Annotated in this window: 14 protein-coding genes; 6 read left to right on the top strand and 8 right to left on the bottom strand. The window is 75.6% G+C overall.

The annotated features are described in order from the left end of the window. Window positions 1-245: 245 nt before the first annotated feature. Window positions 246-1,616 carry an MFS transporter gene (locus IE207_RS27810; protein WP_190187070.1) on the bottom strand — a complete coding sequence of 457 codons (1,371 nt, stop codon included), beginning with the start codon at window positions 1,614-1,616 and terminating at the stop codon, window positions 246-248. 67 nt (window positions 1,617-1,683) lie between these two features. After that, window positions 1,684-2,454, bottom strand: a complete 771-nt coding sequence (locus IE207_RS27805; protein WP_190187069.1) for a glycerophosphodiester phosphodiesterase family protein — start codon at window positions 2,452-2,454, stop codon at window positions 1,684-1,686. Window positions 2,455-2,635: 181 nt separating this feature from the next. Here IE207_RS27805 and IE207_RS27800 point away from each other — a divergent pair, with 181 nt between their 5' ends. Then, window positions 2,636-4,138, top strand: coding sequence for an SCO1417 family PLP biosynthesis transcription factor (locus IE207_RS27800; RefSeq protein ID WP_190187068.1), 1,503 nt, complete (start codon window positions 2,636-2,638; stop codon window positions 4,136-4,138). 28 nt (window positions 4,139-4,166) lie between these two features. Here IE207_RS27800 and IE207_RS27795 read toward each other — a convergent pair whose 3' ends face one another. Both IE207_RS27795 and IE207_RS27790 read right to left on the bottom strand, forming a co-directional pair. Next, complete coding sequence (locus IE207_RS27795) at window positions 4,167-5,888, bottom strand: P-loop NTPase family protein (RefSeq protein ID WP_229874066.1); 1,722 nt, start codon at window positions 5,886-5,888, stop codon at window positions 4,167-4,169. 145 nt (window positions 5,889-6,033) lie between these two features. Then, window positions 6,034-6,228, bottom strand: coding sequence for a hypothetical protein (locus tag IE207_RS27790; RefSeq protein WP_030031218.1), 195 nt, complete (start codon window positions 6,226-6,228; stop codon window positions 6,034-6,036). Window positions 6,229-6,594: 366 nt separating this feature from the next. Between IE207_RS27790 and IE207_RS27785 the strand changes: the two genes are divergently transcribed. Both IE207_RS27785 and IE207_RS27780 read left to right on the top strand, forming a co-directional pair. Next, entirely contained in the window at window positions 6,595-7,017 is a 423-nt protein-coding gene (locus IE207_RS27785) for an ankyrin repeat domain-containing protein (RefSeq protein ID WP_190187067.1), read from the top strand. 341 nt (window positions 7,018-7,358) lie between these two features. Then, entirely contained in the window at window positions 7,359-8,756 is a 1,398-nt protein-coding gene (locus IE207_RS27780) for a HEAT repeat domain-containing protein (RefSeq protein WP_190187066.1), read from the top strand. A gap of 789 nt (window positions 8,757-9,545) precedes the next feature. Here the strand turns inward: IE207_RS27780 and IE207_RS27775 are convergent. From IE207_RS27775 to IE207_RS27765, 3 genes are read right to left on the bottom strand one after another with little or no spacing between them, the layout of a single operon-like run. Then, window positions 9,546-10,400 (bottom strand): 5-oxoprolinase subunit C family protein, encoded by an 855-nt coding sequence (locus tag IE207_RS27775; protein WP_190187151.1) that lies wholly within the window; start codon window positions 10,398-10,400, stop codon window positions 9,546-9,548. A 5-nt stretch (window positions 10,401-10,405) separates the two neighbouring features. Continuing rightward, window positions 10,406-11,017 carry a 5-oxoprolinase subunit B family protein gene (locus IE207_RS27770; RefSeq protein ID WP_190187065.1) on the bottom strand — a complete coding sequence of 204 codons (612 nt, stop codon included), beginning with the start codon at window positions 11,015-11,017 and terminating at the stop codon, window positions 10,406-10,408. After that, window positions 11,014-11,793, bottom strand: a complete 780-nt coding sequence (locus IE207_RS27765) for a LamB/YcsF family protein (RefSeq protein ID WP_190187064.1) — start codon at window positions 11,791-11,793, stop codon at window positions 11,014-11,016. Before IE207_RS27765 ends, IE207_RS27770 begins: the two co-directional genes overlap by 4 nt. Window positions 11,794-11,890: 97 nt before the next feature. Between IE207_RS27765 and IE207_RS27760 the strand changes: the two genes are divergently transcribed. Continuing rightward, window positions 11,891-13,429 carry a hypothetical protein gene (locus tag IE207_RS27760; protein WP_229874087.1) on the top strand — a complete coding sequence of 513 codons (1,539 nt, stop codon included), beginning with the start codon at window positions 11,891-11,893 and terminating at the stop codon, window positions 13,427-13,429. A gap of 106 nt (window positions 13,430-13,535) precedes the next feature. Here the strand turns inward: IE207_RS27760 and IE207_RS27755 are convergent, their stop codons facing one another. Further along, window positions 13,536-13,694: a hypothetical protein gene (locus IE207_RS27755; RefSeq protein ID WP_190187062.1), complete on the bottom strand. Its 159-nt coding sequence runs from the start codon at window positions 13,692-13,694 to the stop codon at window positions 13,536-13,538. Window positions 13,695-14,000: 306 nt separating this feature from the next. On the opposite strand from IE207_RS27755, the gene IE207_RS27750 reads away from it, so the two are divergent. Next, entirely contained in the window at window positions 14,001-14,903 is a 903-nt protein-coding gene (locus IE207_RS27750) for a hypothetical protein (protein WP_190187061.1), read from the top strand. A gap of 54 nt (window positions 14,904-14,957) precedes the next feature. After that, entirely contained in the window at window positions 14,958-19,796 is a 4,839-nt protein-coding gene (locus tag IE207_RS27745) for a hypothetical protein (protein WP_190187060.1), read from the top strand. Window positions 19,797-19,843: the final 47 nt, after the last annotated feature.

Genomic DNA, 19,843 nt, shown 5'->3' with positions numbered 1-19,843 from the left:
TCGTCATCCGGTCAACGTCCGGTCGGCGGTATAGATTCCCGCTCCGGGTCACGCGTCGCCCGTCGTGCCGCCCCTTGTTGTACCCACCAGTGCCCGGTTTGTCACATCTGGCAGCAGATGTCACCCAGCGCCTATCCCTCTTGTGCGCGCAGTAACGGTCCGCCTGGCAGGCCAAAGGCGTACACTACCGGCCCTTTGCTTCAACGTCGAAATTCGTTCCGAATCCGTTCCCGGAACCGGCGTCCTCAGAGCCGTTCGGGAACAGGATTGCCTGCCGCTTCCACGGCACGCCGCACCGGCACCCGGGCCAGCAGCACGAAACCCAGTGCGAAGAACACCACCAACGAGACGATCGCCGTCCGGTAGCTGCCCGTGACCTGGTACGTCAGGCCGAAGACCAGCGGCCCCACCCAGCTCAGCCCGCGGTCGCTCATCTCGTACGCGGAGAAGTACTCGGCCTCCTTGCCCGCCGGTACCAGGTGCGAGAACAGCGAACGCGACAGCGCCTGGCTGCCGCCCAGCACCAGCCCGATCATCGAGGCCAGTACGAAGAACCACTCCGGGGTCCGCGCCGGCAGGAAGTAGCCGGCCGCCAGCGTCAGCGCCCACGCGGCCAGCGAACCGAGGATCGTGCGCTTGGCGCCGTAGGTGCGTGCCAGCCGGCCCATCCCGAGCGCGCCCGCCACCGCCAGGACCTGTACGAGGAGCACCGCCACGATCAGCGTCGACTGCTCCAGCCCCAGCTCCTCGGACCCGTAGACCGAGGCCTGCGAGATCACGGTCTGCACGCCGTCGTTGTAGATCAGGTACGCCAGCAGGAACGACAGCGTCAGCGGGAAGCGGCGCATGTCCCGCAGCGTCGCGGCCAGCTGGCGCCAGCCGCTGACCGGCGCGGCCGCCCCCGGCTCCCGCACCACCGACCGGTCGCGCAGCCGGCGGAGCGGGATGATCGCGAAGGCCCCCCACCACAGGCCCGCCGAGGCCAGGCAGATCCGTACCGCCGTGCCCTGCGACACTCCGAAGGAGTCGTGGCCCTGGAAGAGCACCAGGTTCAGGACCAGGACGAACGCGCCCGAGGTGTACCCGAACGCCCAGCCCCGCGAGGAGACGGTGTCCCGCTCGTCGGGCGTGGCGATCTGCGGCAGGTAGGCGTTGTACAGCACCATCGACACCGCCAGCGCGGCGTTCGCGACCACCAGCAGCAGGCCGCCCAGCAGGTAGCGCTCCCCGCTCAGGAAGAACATCCCGGTGGTCGCCGCCGCGCCCGTGTAGGCCGCGGCCGCCAGCAGCGGCTTCTTGCAGCCGCCGCGGTCGGCCACCGCACCGGCCAGCGGCATGACCAGTACGGCGACGATCACCGACACCGACACCGTGTACGCGAAGAAGGACCCGGCCCGGACCGGCAGGCCCAGCGGGTGCACGTAGCCCTCGGCGTCCGCCGCGGCCTTGGCCACCGACGTCAGGTAGGGGCCGAGGAACACCGTGAGCACACTCGTCGAATAGACCGAGCACGCGAAATCGTAGAAGTACCAGCCGTGCTGTTCGCGCTTGCGGGCGGCGGCGGATCTGCCGTCCTCCGCCCCCGCTTCCGCTTCGTCCGTCGTCCGCGCCGTCATCCGGTGCCCCCTCGCTGTCCCCGTACCGCCACGGCCGCCCGAGCCCGCGCACGGGCCCGTCGGGCGGTCAGGCCCAGGCTCCGCGGCGGTCCAGCACCGTGCGCAAGATGTCGATCCGGTCGGTCATGATGCCATCCACGCCCAGGTCGAGCAGCGCCTCCATGCGTTCCGGTTCGTTCACGGTCCACACGTGCACCTGGAGCCCGCGCGCGTGCGCCGTCCGTACGAAGCGCCGGTCGACCACCCGTACGCCGGCCTGGCTCTCCGGGACCTGCGCCGCCACCGCGCCCACCCGCAGGGCCGCCGGGATGGCGTACGAGCGCAGCCGCAGCCCCAGTACGCCGAGCACCCCGTACGAGGTCGCCAGCCGCGGCCCCGCGATCCGGTGGGCCCGGGCCACCCGGCTCTCCGAGAACGAACCCACGCACACCCGGTCCCACACCCCGGCCCGGGCGATCAGGTTGACCAGCGGGTAGAGCGCGGACTCCGCCTTGATGTCGACGTTCCAGCGGGCCTCGGGGAACTCCTCCAGCAGGTCCTCGAAGAGCGACAGCGGCTCCGTCCCGCCCACCCGCGCGGCGCTGACCTGCTTCCACGACAGCTCGGCGATCCGGCCCCGCGCGTCCGTCACCCGGTCCAAGGTGGCGTCGTGGAAGGCGACCAGCTTGCCGTCGGCGGTGGCGTGCACATCGGTCTCGAAGTACCGGTAGCCCGCCCCGGCGGCCCGCCGGAAGGCGAAAGCGGTGTTCTCCAGGCCGTCCGCCGCACCACCCCGGTGCGCGAAGGGGATCGGAGCCGGGTGGTCGAGATACGGATGGCGAAGGCGTACGTGCGTCACGGCGGCAGTATGCCCGCTGTTACCGGTGGGGCGTGAGCGTCCGGATGGACGCCCGGTGAACGCGCCGGTCCCCCTGGCCCGAATGGACCGCTCCATGACACCCTGACCTCGCAGGAGCAATCCAATACCGGCCCCCGAACCGGCCGGTCGCGGCCAATTCGACGAAGGTGGACCGGACAGCATGGCTCAGTGGACCTCGGCGGTCGGTGCCGCACAGCTCGCCCGTCTGATCACCTCGCAGCAGGACCGGCCCCCCGTGCCCGGCGCCCGCAGGCCCCCCGCCTACCGCCTCCTCGCCGACGGGATCCGGCTCCTCGTCCTCGAAGGGCGGGTCCCCGTCGCCGCCCGGCTGCCCGCCGAGCGCGAGCTGGCCGTCGCCCTCACCCTCAGCCGCACCACCGTCGCCGCCGCCTACGAGGCCCTGCGCGGCGAGGGCTTCCTCGAGTCCCGGCGCGGCGCCGGCAGCTGGACCGCCGTCCCCGCCGGGAACCCGCTGCCCGCCCGGGGCCTGGAACCCCTGCCGCCCGAGTCCCTCGGCTCGATGATCGACCTCGGCTGCGCCGCCCTCCCGGCACCCGAGCCCTGGCTCACCAAAGCCGTCCAGGGCGCCCTGGAGGAACTGCCGCCCTACGCCCACACCCACGGCGACTACCCCGCAGGCCTGCCCGCGCTGCGCCGGATGCTCGCCGACCGCTACACCGAACGCGGCATCCCCACCATGCCCGAGCAGATCATGGTCACCACCGGCGCGATGGGCGCCATCGACGCCATCTGCAGCCTCTTCGCGGGCCGCGGTGAGCGCATCGCCGTCGAGTCCCCCTCCTACGCCAACATCCTCCAGCTCATGCGGGCCGCCGGGGTACGCCTCGTACCCGTCGCGATGGCCTCCGGGCTCGGGGGCTGGGACATGGACGTCTGGCGTCAGGTGCTACGGGACTCCGCGCCGCGCCTGGCCTACGTCGTCGCCGACTTCCACAACCCGACCGGTGCGCTGGCCTCCGAAGAGCAGCGCCGCGCCATGGTCGAGGCGGCCCGCTCCGCCGGCACCGTCCTGGTCGCCGACGAGACCATGGCCGAACTCCAGCTCGACCCCGGACTCGCCATGCCCCGCCCGGTCTGCTCCTTCGACCCGGCCGGCTCCACCGTCATCACCGTCGGCTCCGCCAGCAAGGCGTTCTGGGCCGGCATGCGGATCGGCTGGGTCCGCGCCGCCCCGGACGTCATCCGCAGCCTGGTCGCCGCGCGCGCGTACGCCGACCTCGGCACCCCGGTGCTGGAGCAGCTCGCGGTGAACTGGCTGATGCGCACCGGCGGCTGGCAGGAGGCCGTCGGGATACGCCGCGTCCAGGCCCGGGACAACCGTGACGCGCTGGTCGCGGCGGTGCGCCGGGAGCTGCCCGACTGGGAGTTCCAGGTACCGCGGGGCGGCCTCACGCTGTGGGCCCGCGCCGGCGGGCTGTCCGGGTCGCGGCTGGCCGAGGTGGGGGAGCGGGTCGGCGTGCGCGTCCCCTCGGGCCCCCGGTTCGGGGTGGACGGCGCGTTCGAGGGGTACGTCAGGCTGCCGTTCACCGTGGGCGGGCCGGTCGCGGACGAGGCCGCCGCCCGGCTGGCGGCGGCGGCCCGGCTGGTCGGTACGGGTGCGGGCGGCAGCGGGGCGGAGCCGCCGCGCACGTTCGTCGCGTAGGGCGGTCGGGGGGGCGGGCCGTGCGGGCTCAGGGCCCCACGGGCCAGGGGCCGCGGGCCTTCGGCGTCTCCGCCGGGACCTCCCGTGCCGATTCCCGCTCCTCCCGCACGTCTGCTTCGACGCCGCTCCCTTCCTCCTCGGCGCCGATCGACGGTGCCTGCGCCCGGGGCGGCGGCTGGACGATGCGCAGCGGCGTAGCCGGGGTGACGTGCTCCGGTGCCGCGGGCCGCGGCGTACGCGGCTGCGCACGCTCCGGAAGCAGCTCCGTCACCGCCTGGCGGTGCACCGGGTAGGCGGCGTCGTCGTAGGGATCCGGTGTGGCAGGCACCTGGAGGCGCAGGACGGGACCGGCCCCGAGCCGGGCGTACCCGCGCCCCGGCGGGACCTGCGCCGTCGGCGTCGTGTGCGGCGGCAGCCCCAGCACCTCGGCGACCTGCTGGATCCCGACGGGGCCGAGCACGACCCGGGCCCGGGTGTGCTGCCAGACGGCGTCGCCCAGCAGCTCCAGCTGGTCGAAGTGCTCGGCCACCACCACCGTGACGTGCGCGGCGCGCCCGTGCCGCAGCGGCACCTGGAGCCGCCCCAGCGGATCCGGGCCGTCCTCGGCAGCCGCCAGGTGCGCGAGCACGCTGGGCCGGTCCAGCAGGACCCACAGCGGGCGGCGGGTGTCCTCGGGCATGGCGCACCCGGACTCCCGGGCCCGGTGGGCGGCGATCAGCCGCCGCTCCGTCTCCTGCGCCGCCCATTCCAAGGTGGCCTGCGCGCCGCTCGGACCGCACTCGACCGCGAGAACGCCCGCCCGGCCGGTGAGGCAGGCGTACTCGCCGCTGCCCCCGCCCTCGACGATCAGCACTTCGCCACCGTGCCGCAGGGCCTGGAGGGCGATCGAGCGCAGCAGGGTCGTGGTGCCGCTGCCCGGCTGGCCGGCCGCCAGCAGGTGCGGCTCCGTGGAGCGGGGCCCGGTCCGCCAGATCACCGGTGGCACGTCGCGCGGCTCGTCGCCCTCCAGGACGGGCAGTGTGCGCTGCACGCTCCCGGCGTCGGTGAACCCGAGGACCGTCTCCCCGGGGGCGGTCACGAACGGCTGGGCGGCGATGCCCGTCGACAGCGCCTCCAGCACCCGCAGTTCGAGCTGGTTGCCCTCCTCGTCCCAGTCGAAGAGGTACTCCCGCCCGCGCCCCGACTTGGCGTGCAGCAGCGCCTCGATCCGGGCCCGGGCGGCCGGCTCGCCGTCGGTGAAGTAGGCCGGGTAGCGGATGCGGAGCCGGGTGACGCGGCCCGCTTCGTCGAAGGCGTGGTCGCTGAACGCCTGGTCCCAGCTCCCGCCGTGGACGAACAGCGGACTCGGGTCCTCCGGGACGGAGAAGTAGGGCACGAGGGCCTCGTAGAGCGAACGCAGGCGTTCGGTCTCGGCGTCGCTGGGGCCGGTCTTGACCGGGGTGCGCGGCCGCCCGTGCCAGGCCGCCGCCGCCATCAGGGCGAGCAGGCCGAGGAGCGGACCGTAGGGCACGAGCGCCAGGACGAGGACGACGGCGGCCCCCAGGAACAGCGCGGGACCGCGCTTGTCCTTGGGGGTGTCGGCCCACTTGCGCCGCCCGGCGGCCGCCAGGACGCGCAGGCCGCGCCCGATGACGATCAGCGGATGCAGGACATCCGTGGCGCTGTCGGCGGCCGTGCGGGCGAGGTCGCGGCCCCGGGCCAGCGACGTGGTGCCGCCGGTGAGGATGCGGGGGAGTGGGCGCCGGGCCACGGGCGTCTCCTGGAGTTGTGGTGTGGCGGGACGGTGCGGTCGGGGGCGGGGCGGTCGGGGACGGGCGGGGCGGGGACGGCAGGGCTGCGGCGGACGGCCCGTCAGGCCGGCCCGGGCCGGCCGGCCTGAACGGCGTACGGCGGGCTCAGAGCTTGATCCCGCCCAGCAGGCTCGCGAGGCTCGCCGTGCTCGCCGTGATGCTCGGGGCGATGGCGGAGCCGGCGAGGAAGAAGCCGAACAGCGAGCACACGAACGCGTGGGTCAGCTTCATCCCGTCCTTCTTGAAGAAGAGGAAGCAGATGATGCCGAGCAGAACGACGCCTGAAATGGACAGGACCATGACGACTTCTCCTGGTGGGTGGGGACGTGGGACGGTCACCATCAGTTCTTCCAGGCTCACAGAAAGTATCAATGCGACAAAAGGTGCAAACGGGTGAATCCGGGCGCCTTTCACTTGACTGGCGGTGCCCGGCTGGCGCGTCGGCGGCGGAGCGGTCAAGGAGCCGCCGGAGGGGGCGGCGGACGGGTGAAACGGCCCGGGGCGAACCAGGTCAAGGGTGATCTTTGCCTCGGGTCGCCCCCGCCATGTACGGACCCGGGCGCTACTCTGGCGATTCACCCGTACGGACGCAGTCCCGTACGCCCCCTGCCCTTCCGGCCTGGGGAAACCTTTGCCGACGACAGTGAGTGAAAGGCGGCACGGCCCATGAGCGAGCGCACCCCGGACGGCTCCGGCTCCCAGGACGTTCCCGACGCGGACGTCATCGAGCTCGCCACCAAGATCTTCGACCTCGCCCGGCAGGGGGAGACCGCCGCGCTGAGCGCCTACCTCGACGCCGGGGTCCCGGCGAACCTCACGAACGACCGGGGCGACACCCTCGTCATGCTCGCCGCCTACCACGGCCACGCGGAGGCCGTCACCGCCCTGCTGGCCCGCGGCGCCGAAGCCGACCGCGCCAACGACCGCGGCCAGACCCCCCTCGCGGGCGCCGTCTTCAAGGGCGAGGAGGCCGTCATCCGGGCCCTGCTCGCCGGCGGGGCCGACCCGTACGCCGGGACCCCCTCCGCAGTGGACACGGCGCGCATGTTCGCCAAGGCCGACCTGCTGGAACTTTTCGGAGCCAAGTAGTCCGCTTCTGGCCGGTACCAGGCGCGCTCCGACCCCTCCCGGACCTCACGGGTTGGTCACGGCAGACGTAAATGTGGTCGCGGCGCACAAACCGCCTGGGTCATCATGGCGTCGGATTCGATTCGCGGACATGACGGACGGGCAGGAGCGGGCTGGACAAGGACGCCGTTCCGCCCCACCCCCGCCGAACCGGCCGTACTGATCGCGAAGCACCGACGAGAGTGAGAAGGCAATGGTCTACATCGAGCGGAACAAGACGGCGAACGTCCTCACATGCTGTTACGCGGCCCTGTGAATCCCGATTCCCGGTTGCGTCCCCAGCTTGATTTGAGGCCATTCCCATGTTCGAACCAGTCATAGCGCCGAGCGGCACCCTGCTCGGGCTCCTCCAGCGGGGCCGCGGCGACGGCACGCTGCACGCGCTCGCGGCGCCCAGGGCAGAGGCCCTCGCGGCCCTCGACCAGTGCGTCATCAGCGATCCGCGCCAGGACTGGCAGGTCGAGAACCGCTCGCTGTACTACGCCCGTCTCTACCTCGACCTCGACGGGCCCCTCGGCGAGATCGAAGCCCACCTCTTCGCCGCCGACGACCTCCTCGACGAGGACGAGCACCGCACCGGCCTCGCCCTGTCCGTGCTCGGCCACCTCGCCGCCTACGGCCGCGACGACGCGCTGATGCTGCTGCGCCGCTACGCCGCCCACGGCGCGAACTGGTCCTGGGCCCTGGACGAGCTCGCCCTGCGCGACGACGACGAAGGCCTGCGGTCCCTGGCCGCGTCCGTCCTCGCCCGCTTCCCCGCCACGCAGGAAGGCGGGGCCCGGCTGGCCGCCGCCGTCCGCGACGCCTACGAGCCCCGGCCCTGGCGGCTGTGGGAGGAGAGCGCCGCCTACGGGGAGCGGCTGCGCGCCGCCCGGCAGCAAGGCTCCTTCGACCGGTGGCAGCGCCAGCTCACCCCCAAGGGCCCCCAGCCCGGATGGGGCGTCGAAGCCGTCTTCGAATGGGCCGCCGACGGGCTGCGCCGCGGGACCCCGCTGCACGTGCCGGCCGCCCGGTGCCTCGCCGCCGTCGCCACGCCGGAGGACCGCCCGACCGTCCTCGCGGCCGCCGCCGGGGCACACGGGGAGGCCGCGCGGGCCACGGCCCTGCACCACCTCGTCCTCGCCGAACCGGAGAACCCGGCCGTGCTGGACCTCATCGAAGCCGCCGGGGACGAGGCCGCGGTGGCCGCCTACGAGCGCATGTGCGGAGCGGCGGCCGTCGAGCGGGGCCGCCTGTGGGTCCGTCGCCCCGACGCCCTCGGAGCCGCCGCCGGCGCCCTCCTCGCCGCCCGCGGCTCGGCCGAGGACGCCCTGGTGGTCTTGGGCGCCCTGCGCTCCACCGTCCGCGGCCACGGCCCCGACGCGCAGCGCCTCTTCGCCCTCGTCGACGGCGCCGGCCGCCTGGCGATCGGCTGCGCGGCGCCGGTGCTGCGCCACATCTACCGCGAGACCTCCTCCTCCCACCTGCGCGGTCGCGCGGCCCGGGCACTGGCCAGCACGGACGCGTCCTTCGCGGCCGGCTTCGCCGTCGAGTGCCTGTGGGACTGCGAGGAGACCACCCGCGAAGTGGCCGCCCGTCACGCCGAGACGGCCGATGCCCGGGTGGCCCCGCGCCTGCGCCGCCTGGCGGCCGACCCGGCGGAGGAAGAGGACGTCCAGTCGGCGGTCCGCAGCCGCATCACCCCGGAGTCGGCGGTGTAACGCGCCGCCCCCCACCGCTCGCCGTACGACCCTCCGTGGCGCCTCCGGCCCCCCGCGTCCTCCTCACCCCCGAGCGCGAGCGCGAGCCGGGACCCGTCACCCGCCCGGCCCGGGCGGGGGCGGTGGAGCCGGGGCTCGCAGCCCGTCGCCTGCCCGGCGCGAGCGCGGAGCCGGGCCCGGCAGCTTCGTCGCCGCCTCGGCCCAGCCTGCGACCGCTAGACCCGTCGCCCGCCCGAGAACTGAGCCCGCACGGTCCGGGCGCGGGCGCGTGCAGTCAGGCCGCAGCTTCGTCGCCAGGCCGGCTCGGCCTGCGGCTGGTAGTCCCGTCGCCCGGCCGGGGACTGGGCCCGCAGGGTCCGGGTGCCTCGTCGCTCGGTCGGCCCGGGGCTGAGCCCGCCTGGCTCGGGCGCGGGCGGTGGAGCCGGGGTTCGCAGCCCGTCGCCCGCCCGGCGCGGGCGCGGAGCCGGGACACGCAGCCTTGTCGCCGGCCCGGCCCGCCCGGGCCTGAGCCCGCCCGGCCCTGGGCCCGGGCGGTGGAGTCAGGGCTCGGAGTCGGGCCCCGCAGCTTCGTCGCCGGGTCGGCCCGGTCTGCGACCGGTAGTCCCGTCGCCCCCCCCGGCGGGCGGGGCTCGCAGGCGCGGCGCTCGCCCGGCTGGGCGTGGGAGCCGGGACGCGCAGCTTCGTCGGCGCCTCGGTCCGGCCCGAGACCGGTGGCCCCGTCGCCCGCCCGCGCAGCTTCGGCGGGTCGGCCCGGCGGGCCTGGGCTTGAGCCCGCTGCCCGGCCGGAGGCTATGCGCTCACGAAGCGCACCTCCAGGCCGGGGACCGCCTGGGCCGCTGCGTTCAGGGGGCGGCCGGAGGGGACCACGCCGAGCACCGGGTAGCCGCCCGTCACCGGGTGGTCGGCCAGGAACAGCACCGGCAGGCCGTCCGGGGGGACCTGCACCGCGCCCAGGACCATGCCCTCGCTCGGGAGTTCCCCGCCCCGCCGGCGGGCCAGCCGGGGGCCGCCCTCCGTCCTGAGGCCGATGCGGTTCGACCGGGCCGACACCCGGTACGGCGAACGCAGCAGCCGCGCGATCGAAGCCGCCTCGAACCAGTCGGCCCGCGGGCCCAGCCGCAGCGGCAGCACCAGCACCGACGGGGGCCCCGGCACCCCCAGGGCGCCCGCCCCGCGGACCGGGCCGATCCAGGCCCCGCCCACCGGCAGCACCGTTCCGGCCGACAGGACGGCGGGCCCCAGCCCCGACAGCAGGTCCGTCGAGCGACTGCCCAGCACCGGCGGGACGGCGAACCCGCCCCGCACCGCGACGTAGCTCCGCAGCCCCGACTCCGCCCGGCCCACATCCAGCTCCGCCCCCGCCCGCAGCCGGACCGGCGCTCCCCACGCCGCCGGGCGCCCTGAGACCCGTACCGCGCAGGGCGCGCCCGTGACCGCGACCGTGACGGGCGCCCGCGCGCGCAGCGCCACCCCGTCCAGCGTGGTCTCCAGGACGGCCGCGTCCGCCGCGTTGCCCACGAGGCGGTTGGCCAGCGCACGCGCTCCCGCGTCCAGCGCCCCCGACCGGGGCACGCCCAGGTGCGCCAGCCCCGGCCGCCCCCGGTCCTGGACGGTCGTCAGCGCCCCGGCCCGCAGCACCAGCAGCCCGCTCACGCGCCCACCTCCTCGAACCGCACCCGCACCCCCGGCGCGAACAGCGCCGCAGGCTCCCGCGCCGGGTCCCACACCACCGCGTCCGTCGTCCCGATCAGCTGCCAGCCACCGGGGGAGGAGCGCGGGTAGACCCCCGCGTACTCACCGGCCAGTGCCAGCGAGCCCGCCGGGACGGACGTACGGGGCGTCGCCCGCCTGGGCAGGTGGAAGCGGGCCGGAAGCCCCGTCAGATAGCCGAAGCCGGGTGCGAAGCCGCAGAACGCGACCCGGAACGCGATACCGCCGACGATCGCCGGCACCTCCTGCGCGCCCACGCCCCACAGCGCGGCCACCTCCGCCAGGTCCGGCCCGTCGTAGCGCACCGCGACCCGCACCAGCGGCCCCTCGGACGCCGCCGGCGCGGGCACCTCCCAGCGGGCGATCCGGGCCCCCAGCGCTGCCGGGTCCGCCACCCCGTCCAGCAGCACCGTCCGCGCGGCCGGCACGATGTCCCGTACGCCGCCCAGCTCCCCGCGCCGCCGCAACAGCTCCGCGTGAAGCGCTGCGACCTCCTCGGCGGAGTCCGTCTCCAGAAGCAGCGCCTCCGTACCCACGACGAGCGGCCTCACGCGAACGCCTCCACCCGTACCCCGGCCGCGCCCAGCGCCTCCCGCACCCGCAGCGCGAGGTCCGCGGCGCCCGGGGTGTCCCCGTGCAGGCACAGCGAGCGCGCGCCCACCGGGACCGCCGTCCCGTCCGCCGCCGTCACGACACCCTCGGCCGCCATCCCGACCGCCCGGGCCACCACCGCGTCCGCATCGTTCAGCACCGCCCCCGGCTCGCCCCGCGGCACCAGCGTCCCGACCGCCGTGTACGCCCGGTCGGCGAACGCCTCCGGCACCGCGGGCAGCCCCGCCTCACCGGCGGCCGCCAGCAGCAGCGAACCCGGCAGCCCCAGCACGGGCAGCCCGCCGGGGCCGGCCGCGAGCAGCACCCCGGCGACGACGGCGCCCGCCTGTCCCGCGTCGTACACGGTGCGGTTGTACAGCGCGCCGTGCGGTTTCACGTAGGAGACGGCGGAGCCGGCCGCCCGCGCGAAGACCTCCAGCGCGCCGATCTGGTAGGCCACCTCGTCGGCCAGCTCGCGCGGCGGCACGTCCATCGCCCGCCGCCCGAAACCCGCGAGGTCCCGGTACGAGACCTGCGCCCCGATCCGTACGCCCCGCCCGGCCGCCAGCTCGCAGACCCGGCGCATGATGGACGGATCCCCGGCGTGGAAGCCGCAGGCCACGTTGGCGCTGGTGACCACCGACAGCAACGCCTCGTCGTCCGTCAGCGTCCACCGCCCGAAGCCTTCGCCGAGGTCGGCGTTGAGGTCGATGACGGGAGTGATCACGGGAGCCATGCGGTGAGCGTAGAACAGGCCCCTCCTGGAACTCGCGCGGTGGCGGGCGGGCCCCCCGCCGGACCGGGGAGGATCCGGCCGAACCGTGCCGTTTGGGATGTTGTCCGTGTCAGCGCCTAGTCTTTCCGTCGTGACTCTCCCTGCCCCGGCGAAGCCCCTCGTGTCCCCGGCGCCGGGCCCGGCCGCCGACGAGGGCCTGGCCCGGCGGCTGCGCGCCCTCGCCTGCACCGCCCCGCTGCACGACCTCGACGTCCGCAAGGCCAATCTGGCCGGCGAGTACGGGGTCTACGCGATGGCGGAGGTCGCGCTGGCCGCGATCGACCTGGTCACCCTCAACATGGACTTCGACACCGGCGCCGACCACGAGCAGATAGTGGCCCGGCTGCTGCCGCGCGTCGCCGCCCAGGCCCCCGGCCGGCCCGCCGCCGAGCACGAGCGGGTGGCGCGCTGGGTCCTGGAGAACCTGATCAACGTCGGCAGCGTGGACCGGGGCTTCCGCGCGATCTACGGCACCTTCGGCCCCGACGGGGTCTACGTCCGGAGGGACTACGACTTCAAGCTGATCGAGGAAGTCCCCGGCTACGGCGGGGCGGTGTACCTGCGCACCACCGACGAAGCCGTGAACGTGCTGGTGGGCGCCCTGGACACGGACGTCACCAGCGCGCAGATCGCCGCCGAGGTCAAGCTGGAAGTGCTGATCAGCCGGGGCCGGCTCGCCGATGCGCAACTGGCCGCCGAACAGGCCCGGTACCGCACCGTCCAGTACGCGGAGACCCTGCGCCGGACGCTGGACGCGACGCGGCGCAACGTACGGGCCGTGGACTGGCTCGAAGCCGTGCCGGACATGATCGCCGAGGCGCTGGAGCACGTCGCCGACCGCTACCGGCACGAGAACGCCATCCTCACCAACATCCGCAAGGCCCGCGACGAAGCCGAGGACCTCGACAACAAGCGGCGCGCCGCCGAGCTGGTCGACATCGTCAAGGACTGCATCCGCCGCCACACCCAGCTCCAGTCGCGGCTGCTGGACGCGGGCCCGCTCTTCCGTGCCGAACAGGACCGGCAGGCCTTCGCGGCTCCGGCGCCGCGCTCGGGCATCGACCTGTACGGGCAGCTGATCGCCCCGGTGCTGCCGCTGCCGCTGGAGCAGGCCACCCGGGTCACCGACGCGTTCTTCGCCCGGGGCACGGGGCTGCGCACGCCCGTCTCGGTGCGGGTCGCCGATCTGGTGGAGATCCTGCTGACGCCGCCGGTGGAGCGCGAGCACCTGGGCGTGGAGATGCCCGAGCCCGACCTGATCGCCACCCCGGACGACAGCCGGTTCAGCGAGGAGCAGCTCGCGGCGGCCATGGTGCTGCTGGACCTTCCGCACGACGCGCCGCGCCGGCTGTCCGGCCTGCTGGCCGAGGCCCGGCGCAGCGACCCCGAACTGCCGTACCTGGTGGCGCTGCTGGCCGTCCACGCGGCGAGCCCGGCGGTGGGTACGGCGTACCGGCAGGGTGAGGAGCGGCTGCTGTTCGCGGTGGACGACGGCACCGAGCTGGACGACCCGGAGTTCGGCGGCGCCGACCTGATCGTCGGCACCGCCCTCCTCGACGCCGCCGCGATGACGGCCGCCCGCACGGAGCCCTCATGACCCGGCCCCTGTCCCTGCCGGCCCCCGCCGTAACCCCCGCCCCGACCGCCGCCGCGCCTTGCGGGCCGGTCGCTTCCCCGCCCTCCGGCTCGCCGGCCTCGCCCACTCACGGCCCGCCGTCCGCGGTGGCGGCCCGGACCGTTGCCCCGGTGGCCTCCGGGTCGGCGGCCACGGTGGGGGCCCGGTCGGTCGCCTCGGCGGCTTCCAGGGCCGTCGCCCCGGTGGCCTGCGGGTCGGCGGCCGGCTCCGTCGCACCGGCCTGCACCGCCCCGCTGGGGAAGGTGCTCCCGGGGGCACGGGCCGGCGCGAGGCCCAGGGCCGTCTACGTGTCGAAGCCCGGTCTGGTGGCCGCATTCCCCGGCGCGTCCACTCCGCTGCCTCCCGGGCCGGCGGCTGGGGCTGCGTCCGGCTCCGTCGTCACGACGAAGCCCGGGCCGGTGGCCGCGATGACGGGCCGGTCCGTCGGCATGGCGAACCCCGGTCGGGGACCCGGGGCTTCCGGCCGGCCGGGGCGGGGGATCACCCCGCCGCCCGTCGCCGAAACCACCGCACCACACGAAAGGCACCACCCGTGAGCGACCACCACGCCGAAGCCCCCGCGCGGGGCGAGCCCGACGCCGCGCAGGGCCCGGCTCCGGCGCCCGGCGGCGCGGCCGTGACGCCCGCCGACGCCGCCGACGCGGCCCGGCTCGTCGCCTTCGGGCTCCAGCCCAAGCTGCTCCCCGCCCGCGACGCCGAGTACGCCGAACTGCTGCGCCGCTACCGCGAGGAGCCCGCCTTCGGCCGCCTCGCCGACGCCGTCGCCACCGGCCTCGGCCTCGTCGTGCTGGAGGTCTCGCCCCGCGCCGGCATGGCCGTGGCCGCCGACGAGGACTCCGTCTTCGCCGTCCGGATGGGCGACTACGCCCGCCGCACCGCCGCCGACGGAGGCGACCGCTTCTTGCACGGCCTCGCCCACCTCGCCGTCGCCGCCCTCGCCTTCCCCCGCCCCGAGGACCTCGCCGACGACGGCTACATCGGCCGGATCACCGTCAACGGCGTCGACTCCTTCGTCCGGCAGACCTGCCGCCGCTTGGAGGAGCGCGCCGAGGAGCTCGGCGAGAACACCGACCCCGCCTCCGACGCCCCCGGCCTGGAGGCCGCCTGGCGCGTCTACGCCCGCCGCAGCGCGACCGGCGCCACCAAGGACGCCCGCCGCCTGGCCGGTTCCACCACCGGCATCGTCGGCAAGGCCGCGGCCTTCCTCACGGAATCCGGCTTCCTCCAGCGCACCGGCGACGACTCCGGCGGCACCTACCGCACCACCCCCCGCTACCAGCTCCAGGTCCGCGACATGGCGGGCAGCGCCGCCATGGCCGAACTGCTGGAGCTCGGCGTGGTCCCCGTCAGCGACGGCTCCGCGACCCTCCTGCCGCCGCCCGAGGGCGACGACCTGGAGCTCGCCGCCGACGCCGGCTTGCCCTTCCACGCCTGAGCCCCGCGCCCTGATCCCCGTACGCACCACGAGAGACCGCGAGAACCCGCCGCCATGTACGAGCTGTCCCGGATCCGCCTCTACTCCATCGGGCCCGCCGGTGCACGTTACGCCGACACCGTGCTCGACCTGCGCGGAGTCGGCGAGCCGGTGCCCCACCCGGCGCCCGCCCAGGCGGAGTTCTTCGAGGACGAGCCGACCGGACCGCCCCGCCGGCCCGCGCCCGCGGGCGTGCTGTTCCTGGAGAACGGCGGCGGCAAGTCCGTCCTGCTGAAACTGATCTTCTCGGTGATGCTGCCCGGCCACCGCAACACCCTCGGCGGCGCCAGCTCCGGCGTGCTGCGCAAGTTCCTGCTCGCCGACGACTGCGGCCACGTCGCCCTGGAGTGGCAGCACACCCAGACCGGCGAATGCGTCGTCGTCGGCAAGGTCAGCGAGTGGCGCGGCCGCCAGGTCTCCAACGACCCGCGCAAGTTCGCCGAGGCCTGGTACTCCTTCCGCCCCGGGCCGGGTCTGAGCCTCGACAACCTGCCCGTCGCCGAGGCCACCTCCGTGCGCCCGCCCGTCGAAGGCGCCTCCGGCGCCCAGGGACGCCGCCGCACCATGAAGGGCTTCCGCGACTCCATCACCGAAGCCGGCAAGGCGTACCCGCACCTGGAGGTGTACTGGGAGGAGATCCACGACCGCTGGAACGAACACCTCACCGACCTCGGCCTCGACCCCGAACTCTTCCGCTACCAGCGCGAGATGAACGCCGACGAGGGCGAGGCCGCCGGCCTCTTCGCGGTCAAGAAGGACTCCGACTTCACCGACCTCCTGCTGCGCGCCGTCACCGACACCCGGGACACCGACGGCCTCGCCGACCTGGTCCACGGCTTCGGCAACAAGCTCGGCCGCCGCTCCGAGCTGATGGCCGAACGCGACTTCACCGCCGGGTCGGTGGAACTGCTCACCAAGATCGTCGAGGCCGCCGGGGCCCGCTCCCGGCTGCGCGACGTCCACGCGGGCGCCGAACGCCGCACGCGCACCCTCGCCCGGCGCCTGTCCGCCCGCGCCACCGAGGAACGCGGCCGCGCCGCCGAACTCGCCGAGCGGGTCACCGCCGCCGCCCACGCCGTCACCGCCGCCGAAGCCGCGCGCGAGCGCAGCGCCGCCATCTCCGCCGAACTCGCCTACCGGCACGCCTCGCTGGCCCTGACCGTCGCCGACAAGGCCGCCGCCGCCCAACGCCGTGAACTCCTCGAAGCGCGCACCCTGCACTCCGCCTGGCAGGCCGCCGAGACCGTGCTGCGCCACCGGGCCGCCGCCGACCGCTCCGCCCGGGTCGCCGCCGCCATCCTGGAGGCCGAGCGCGACGCCGCCCCCGCCCTGGCCGCCCGGGCCACGGCCGCCGCCGGGCTCGTCCGCGCCCTGCACACCGCCGCCGAGCAGGGTGAGGCGCGGGCCAACGAGGAGGAGGAGCGTTCCGCCGTCCTCCAGGCCGCGGGCGAAGCCGCCCACCGCGATGCCACCGCCGCCGCCACGGCCGCCCAGCGCGCGCGCAGCGAGGCCGAACACCTCCGCGCCCGCCTGTCGGAGGTCCAGCAGGAGACCGCCGAAGCCGTACGGGCCGGCTGGCTCGACGACTCGACGCCCGACGCGGACCCGGCGCGCGCCGCCCTCGCCGCGAGCGACGCCGAGAAGAGCGCAGTCGCCGACTGGGACGAGTCCCGCGAGGCCGCACGCGCCGCCGCCGACGCCGCCCGCGAGGCCGCGGCCACCGAAGCCCGCGCCGAACTCACCGCCGCCCGCGCGGCGGACGCCGCGGACGCCGCCGAAGCCGCGCACGCCGCGGAGGAGCGCGCGGCCGCCTCCCTGGCCGCGGCCCCGCGCATCGCGGAGCTGCTCGGCCTCCCGTCGGCCCCCGACACCTTCCTCCCCCGCCCGCGCACGGGCGCGCAGCCCGGCCCCGCCGACCCGCCCGGGACCGGCCCGGCCCGGGTCCCGGGCGCGGCCGTGCCTGCCTCCGGTGCCGATGCCACCGGGCAGCCGGGCGCCCCGCGCTCGGGCGCCCCGGGTTCCGCCGAGGACACCGGCCGGTCGGGCAGCGTCTCCGTCTCCGACGCAGCCGGGTACGGCGCGACCGGGCACGGCGCAGCCCTCGGCCACCCCGCGGCCGCCCCCGCACTCACCGTCGCCGACCTCGACCGGGGCTCCGACGAGCTGCTGCGGATGCTGGCCGACACCGTCGGCTCCGCCGAACGCCAGCTGTTCGAGCTGCGTACCGCCGCGGCCGAGGACGCCCGCATCCTCGGCGCCCTCGGCGACGGCGGGCTGCTCCCGCCCGGCCCCGACGTGCTCGCCACCGTCGAGTACCTCGGCGAACACGGCATCCCCGCCCTCCCCGGCTGGCGCTACCTCGCCCAGTCCGTGGACCCCGCCGACCACGCCGCCGTCCTCGCCGCCCGCCCCGAACTGGTCGACGGCGTCGTCATCACCGACCCCGACACCCACGCCCGCGCCCGGGACGTCCTCTCCGGCGCCGCCCTGCTGCCCCGCTCCACCGTGGCCGTCGGCACGGCCGCCGCGCTGCTGGCCCCGGTTCCGTCCGCCGACGCGGATCCGGCCGGATCCGGCATCTTCATCGTTTCCCCGAACCCGGCCATGCACGACGAACACGCCGCCGACGAGGAACGCCAGGCCCTGCGCGCCCGCGCCACCGCCCGCGACACCGAGATCCGCGACCTGGCCGCCCGGCTCTCCGGCGACCGGGAGCTCGCCGCCCGGCTCGCGTCCTGGCGGACCGGCTGCCCGCCCGGCCGTCTCGCCGAGCTCGCGGAACACGCCGCGGCCGCACGGGCGTTCGCCGAGGAATGCGACGCGGAACTCGCGGAGGCCCGTACCGTACGCGCCGAGGCCGACGAGGCGGCCGCCGACGCCGCCCGGGTCCGCGACGAGCGCCAGGACGCCGCCCAGCGCGCCCGTCGGGTCGCGGACGCCCTCTCCGGCCTCGCCTACCGCCTGCGCGAGCGCTCCGGCTGGCAGGCCCGGCTCCGGGAACTCGCCGACGAGGCGGCCGAGTCGGAGGCCCGCGCCGAAGCGTGCCTGGACCGGGCCCGCGCCGCCGACGAGGACCGCCGTGCCGCCCAGCGGGCCGCGGACGACGCCCGCCGCACCGCCCGCGCGCTGCGCGCCGAACGCGCCGACATCGCCGGCGCCCCCGACCCCCTCCCCGAGGACGACGGAACGCCCAAGGCCCCGCTGCCCGACCTGCGCGAGGCCTACCGGGCCGCATCCCGGCTCTACGAGAAGGTCGGCGTGGGCGCCGACCTGCGCGCCGAACAGGCCCGGGCCGAAAGCGACGAGAGCGCCGCCCTCGCGGAACTCGACCGGCTCACCAATAAGGTGCGCACCCGGGCCGCCCAGCTCCTCGAAGGCACCGACGGCGCCGACGGCCCTTCCCGGCAAGCCGCCGCAGCACGCGCGGAGGCCCTCGTGCAGATGCTGGAATCCCGGGCGTCCGCCGCGAGCGAGCAGCTCGGCCGGCTGCGTGGCGAGGCCGAACGCCTCGCCCCCTCCGACGGCGAGGCGCACACCGACCTGCCCGAGGAGCTGGTCCCCGGCGACGTCGAGCACGCCCAGGGCCTGCTGCGCACCGCGACCGCCCAGCTCGCCGCCCACACCGCCGCCGTCGAGAGCGCCCGCGCCGCCCACGCAGACCTGCTGCGCTCCCACCGCACCGCCGAGGACGGGGCGGGCGGCTTCGACGAGACCGCCGCCCTCCTGCGGGACCTGCTGCGCGACCACACGCAGCAGGAGGACGAGCAGGAGCAGGCGCCCCACCGGGGCACCCTGGACGAGGCCCGCCAGTCCGCCGCCGAGGCCCGCCGCTCCCTGCGCGCCTGCGCCGCCGACCTCTCCGCCGCCGAGTCCGCCGTCCGCGAGGCGAGCGACGTCCTGGTCCGCCACGCCAACGCCAACCGCTACGAGCAGGTACGCACCCCCGCGCGCCAGCAGATCCGCGAACTGCCCGCCTCCGCCCTGCCGGAACACGCGGCGGCCTGGGCGGCCGCCTTCGCCCCCCGGCTGCGGGTGCTCACCGACGAACTCGCCCAGCTGGAGCGCAACCGCGACAGCATCGTCGACCGGCTGCGCGGCCTGGTCGAATCCGCACTGGCCACCCTGCGCTCCGCCCAGCGGCTCTCCCAGCTCCCCGAGGGCCTGGGGGAGTGGTCGGGCCAGGAGTTCCTGCGGATCCGCTTCGAGGAACCCGACCAGGCGACCCTGACCGAGCGGCTCGGCGAGGTCATCGACGAGGCCACCCGCGCCGCCGTCAAGAAGAACAGCACCGCCTCCTTCGGCGAAGGCCGGCGTGACGGCATGTCCCTGCTGCTGCGCGGAGTCCAGGCGGCCCTGGAGCCCAAGGGGATCTCCGTGGAGATCCTCAAGCCCGACGCGGTACTGCGCGCCGAGCGGGTGCCGGTCGGACAGATGGGCGACGTCTTCTCCGGCGGCCAGCTGCTCACCGCCGCGATCGCCCTCTACTGCACCATGGCGGCGCTGCGCAGCAACGACCGCGGCCGCGACAAGCACCGCCACGCGGGCACGCTGTTCCTGGACAACCCCATCGGCCGCGCGAACGCCACGTACCTGCTGGAACTCCAGCGGGCCGTCTCCGACGCGCTCGGCGTCCAGCTGCTGTACACCACCGGCCTGTTCGACACCACGGCCCTCGCGGAATTCCCGCTGGTCATCCGGCTGCGCAACGACGCGGACCTGCGCGCCGGCCTCAAGTACATCAGCGTCGAGGAACACCTGCGCCCCGGTCTGCCACAGCAGTCCCCGGACGGCGAGACCATCCACGGCGAGATCACGGCGACCCGCATGTACCGCCGCTCGACCGCAAACGCCTGAGCCTGACACCTGACGCCTGACACCTGACACCTGACGCCGGACGTGTA

This window comes from Streptomyces cirratus (assembly GCF_014650775.1).
Taxonomy (GTDB): domain Bacteria; phylum Actinomycetota; class Actinomycetes; order Streptomycetales; family Streptomycetaceae; genus Streptomyces; species Streptomyces cirratus.
Note: the sequence above shows the minus strand (reverse complement) of the source record. Positions and strands in the feature narration are given on the sequence as shown.

Coding starts and splice junctions, on each gene's coding strand:
- IE207_RS27810 (WP_190187070.1), bottom strand. CDS start 1,616: ATGACGGCGCGGACGACGGACGAAGCGGAAGCGGGGGCGGAGGACGGC.
- IE207_RS27800 (WP_190187068.1), top strand. CDS start 2,636: ATGGCTCAGTGGACCTCGGCGGTCGGTGCCGCACAGCTCGCCCGTCTG.
- IE207_RS27790 (WP_030031218.1), bottom strand. CDS start 6,228: ATGGTCCTGTCCATTTCAGGCGTCGTTCTGCTCGGCATCATCTGCTTC.
- IE207_RS27785 (WP_190187067.1), top strand. CDS start 6,595: ATGAGCGAGCGCACCCCGGACGGCTCCGGCTCCCAGGACGTTCCCGAC.
- IE207_RS27780 (WP_190187066.1), top strand. CDS start 7,359: ATGTTCGAACCAGTCATAGCGCCGAGCGGCACCCTGCTCGGGCTCCTC.
- IE207_RS27765 (WP_190187064.1), bottom strand. CDS start 11,793: ATGGCTCCCGTGATCACTCCCGTCATCGACCTCAACGCCGACCTCGGC.
- IE207_RS27760 (WP_229874087.1), top strand. CDS start 11,891: ATGTTGTCCGTGTCAGCGCCTAGTCTTTCCGTCGTGACTCTCCCTGCC.
- IE207_RS27745 (WP_190187060.1), top strand. CDS start 14,958: ATGTACGAGCTGTCCCGGATCCGCCTCTACTCCATCGGGCCCGCCGGT.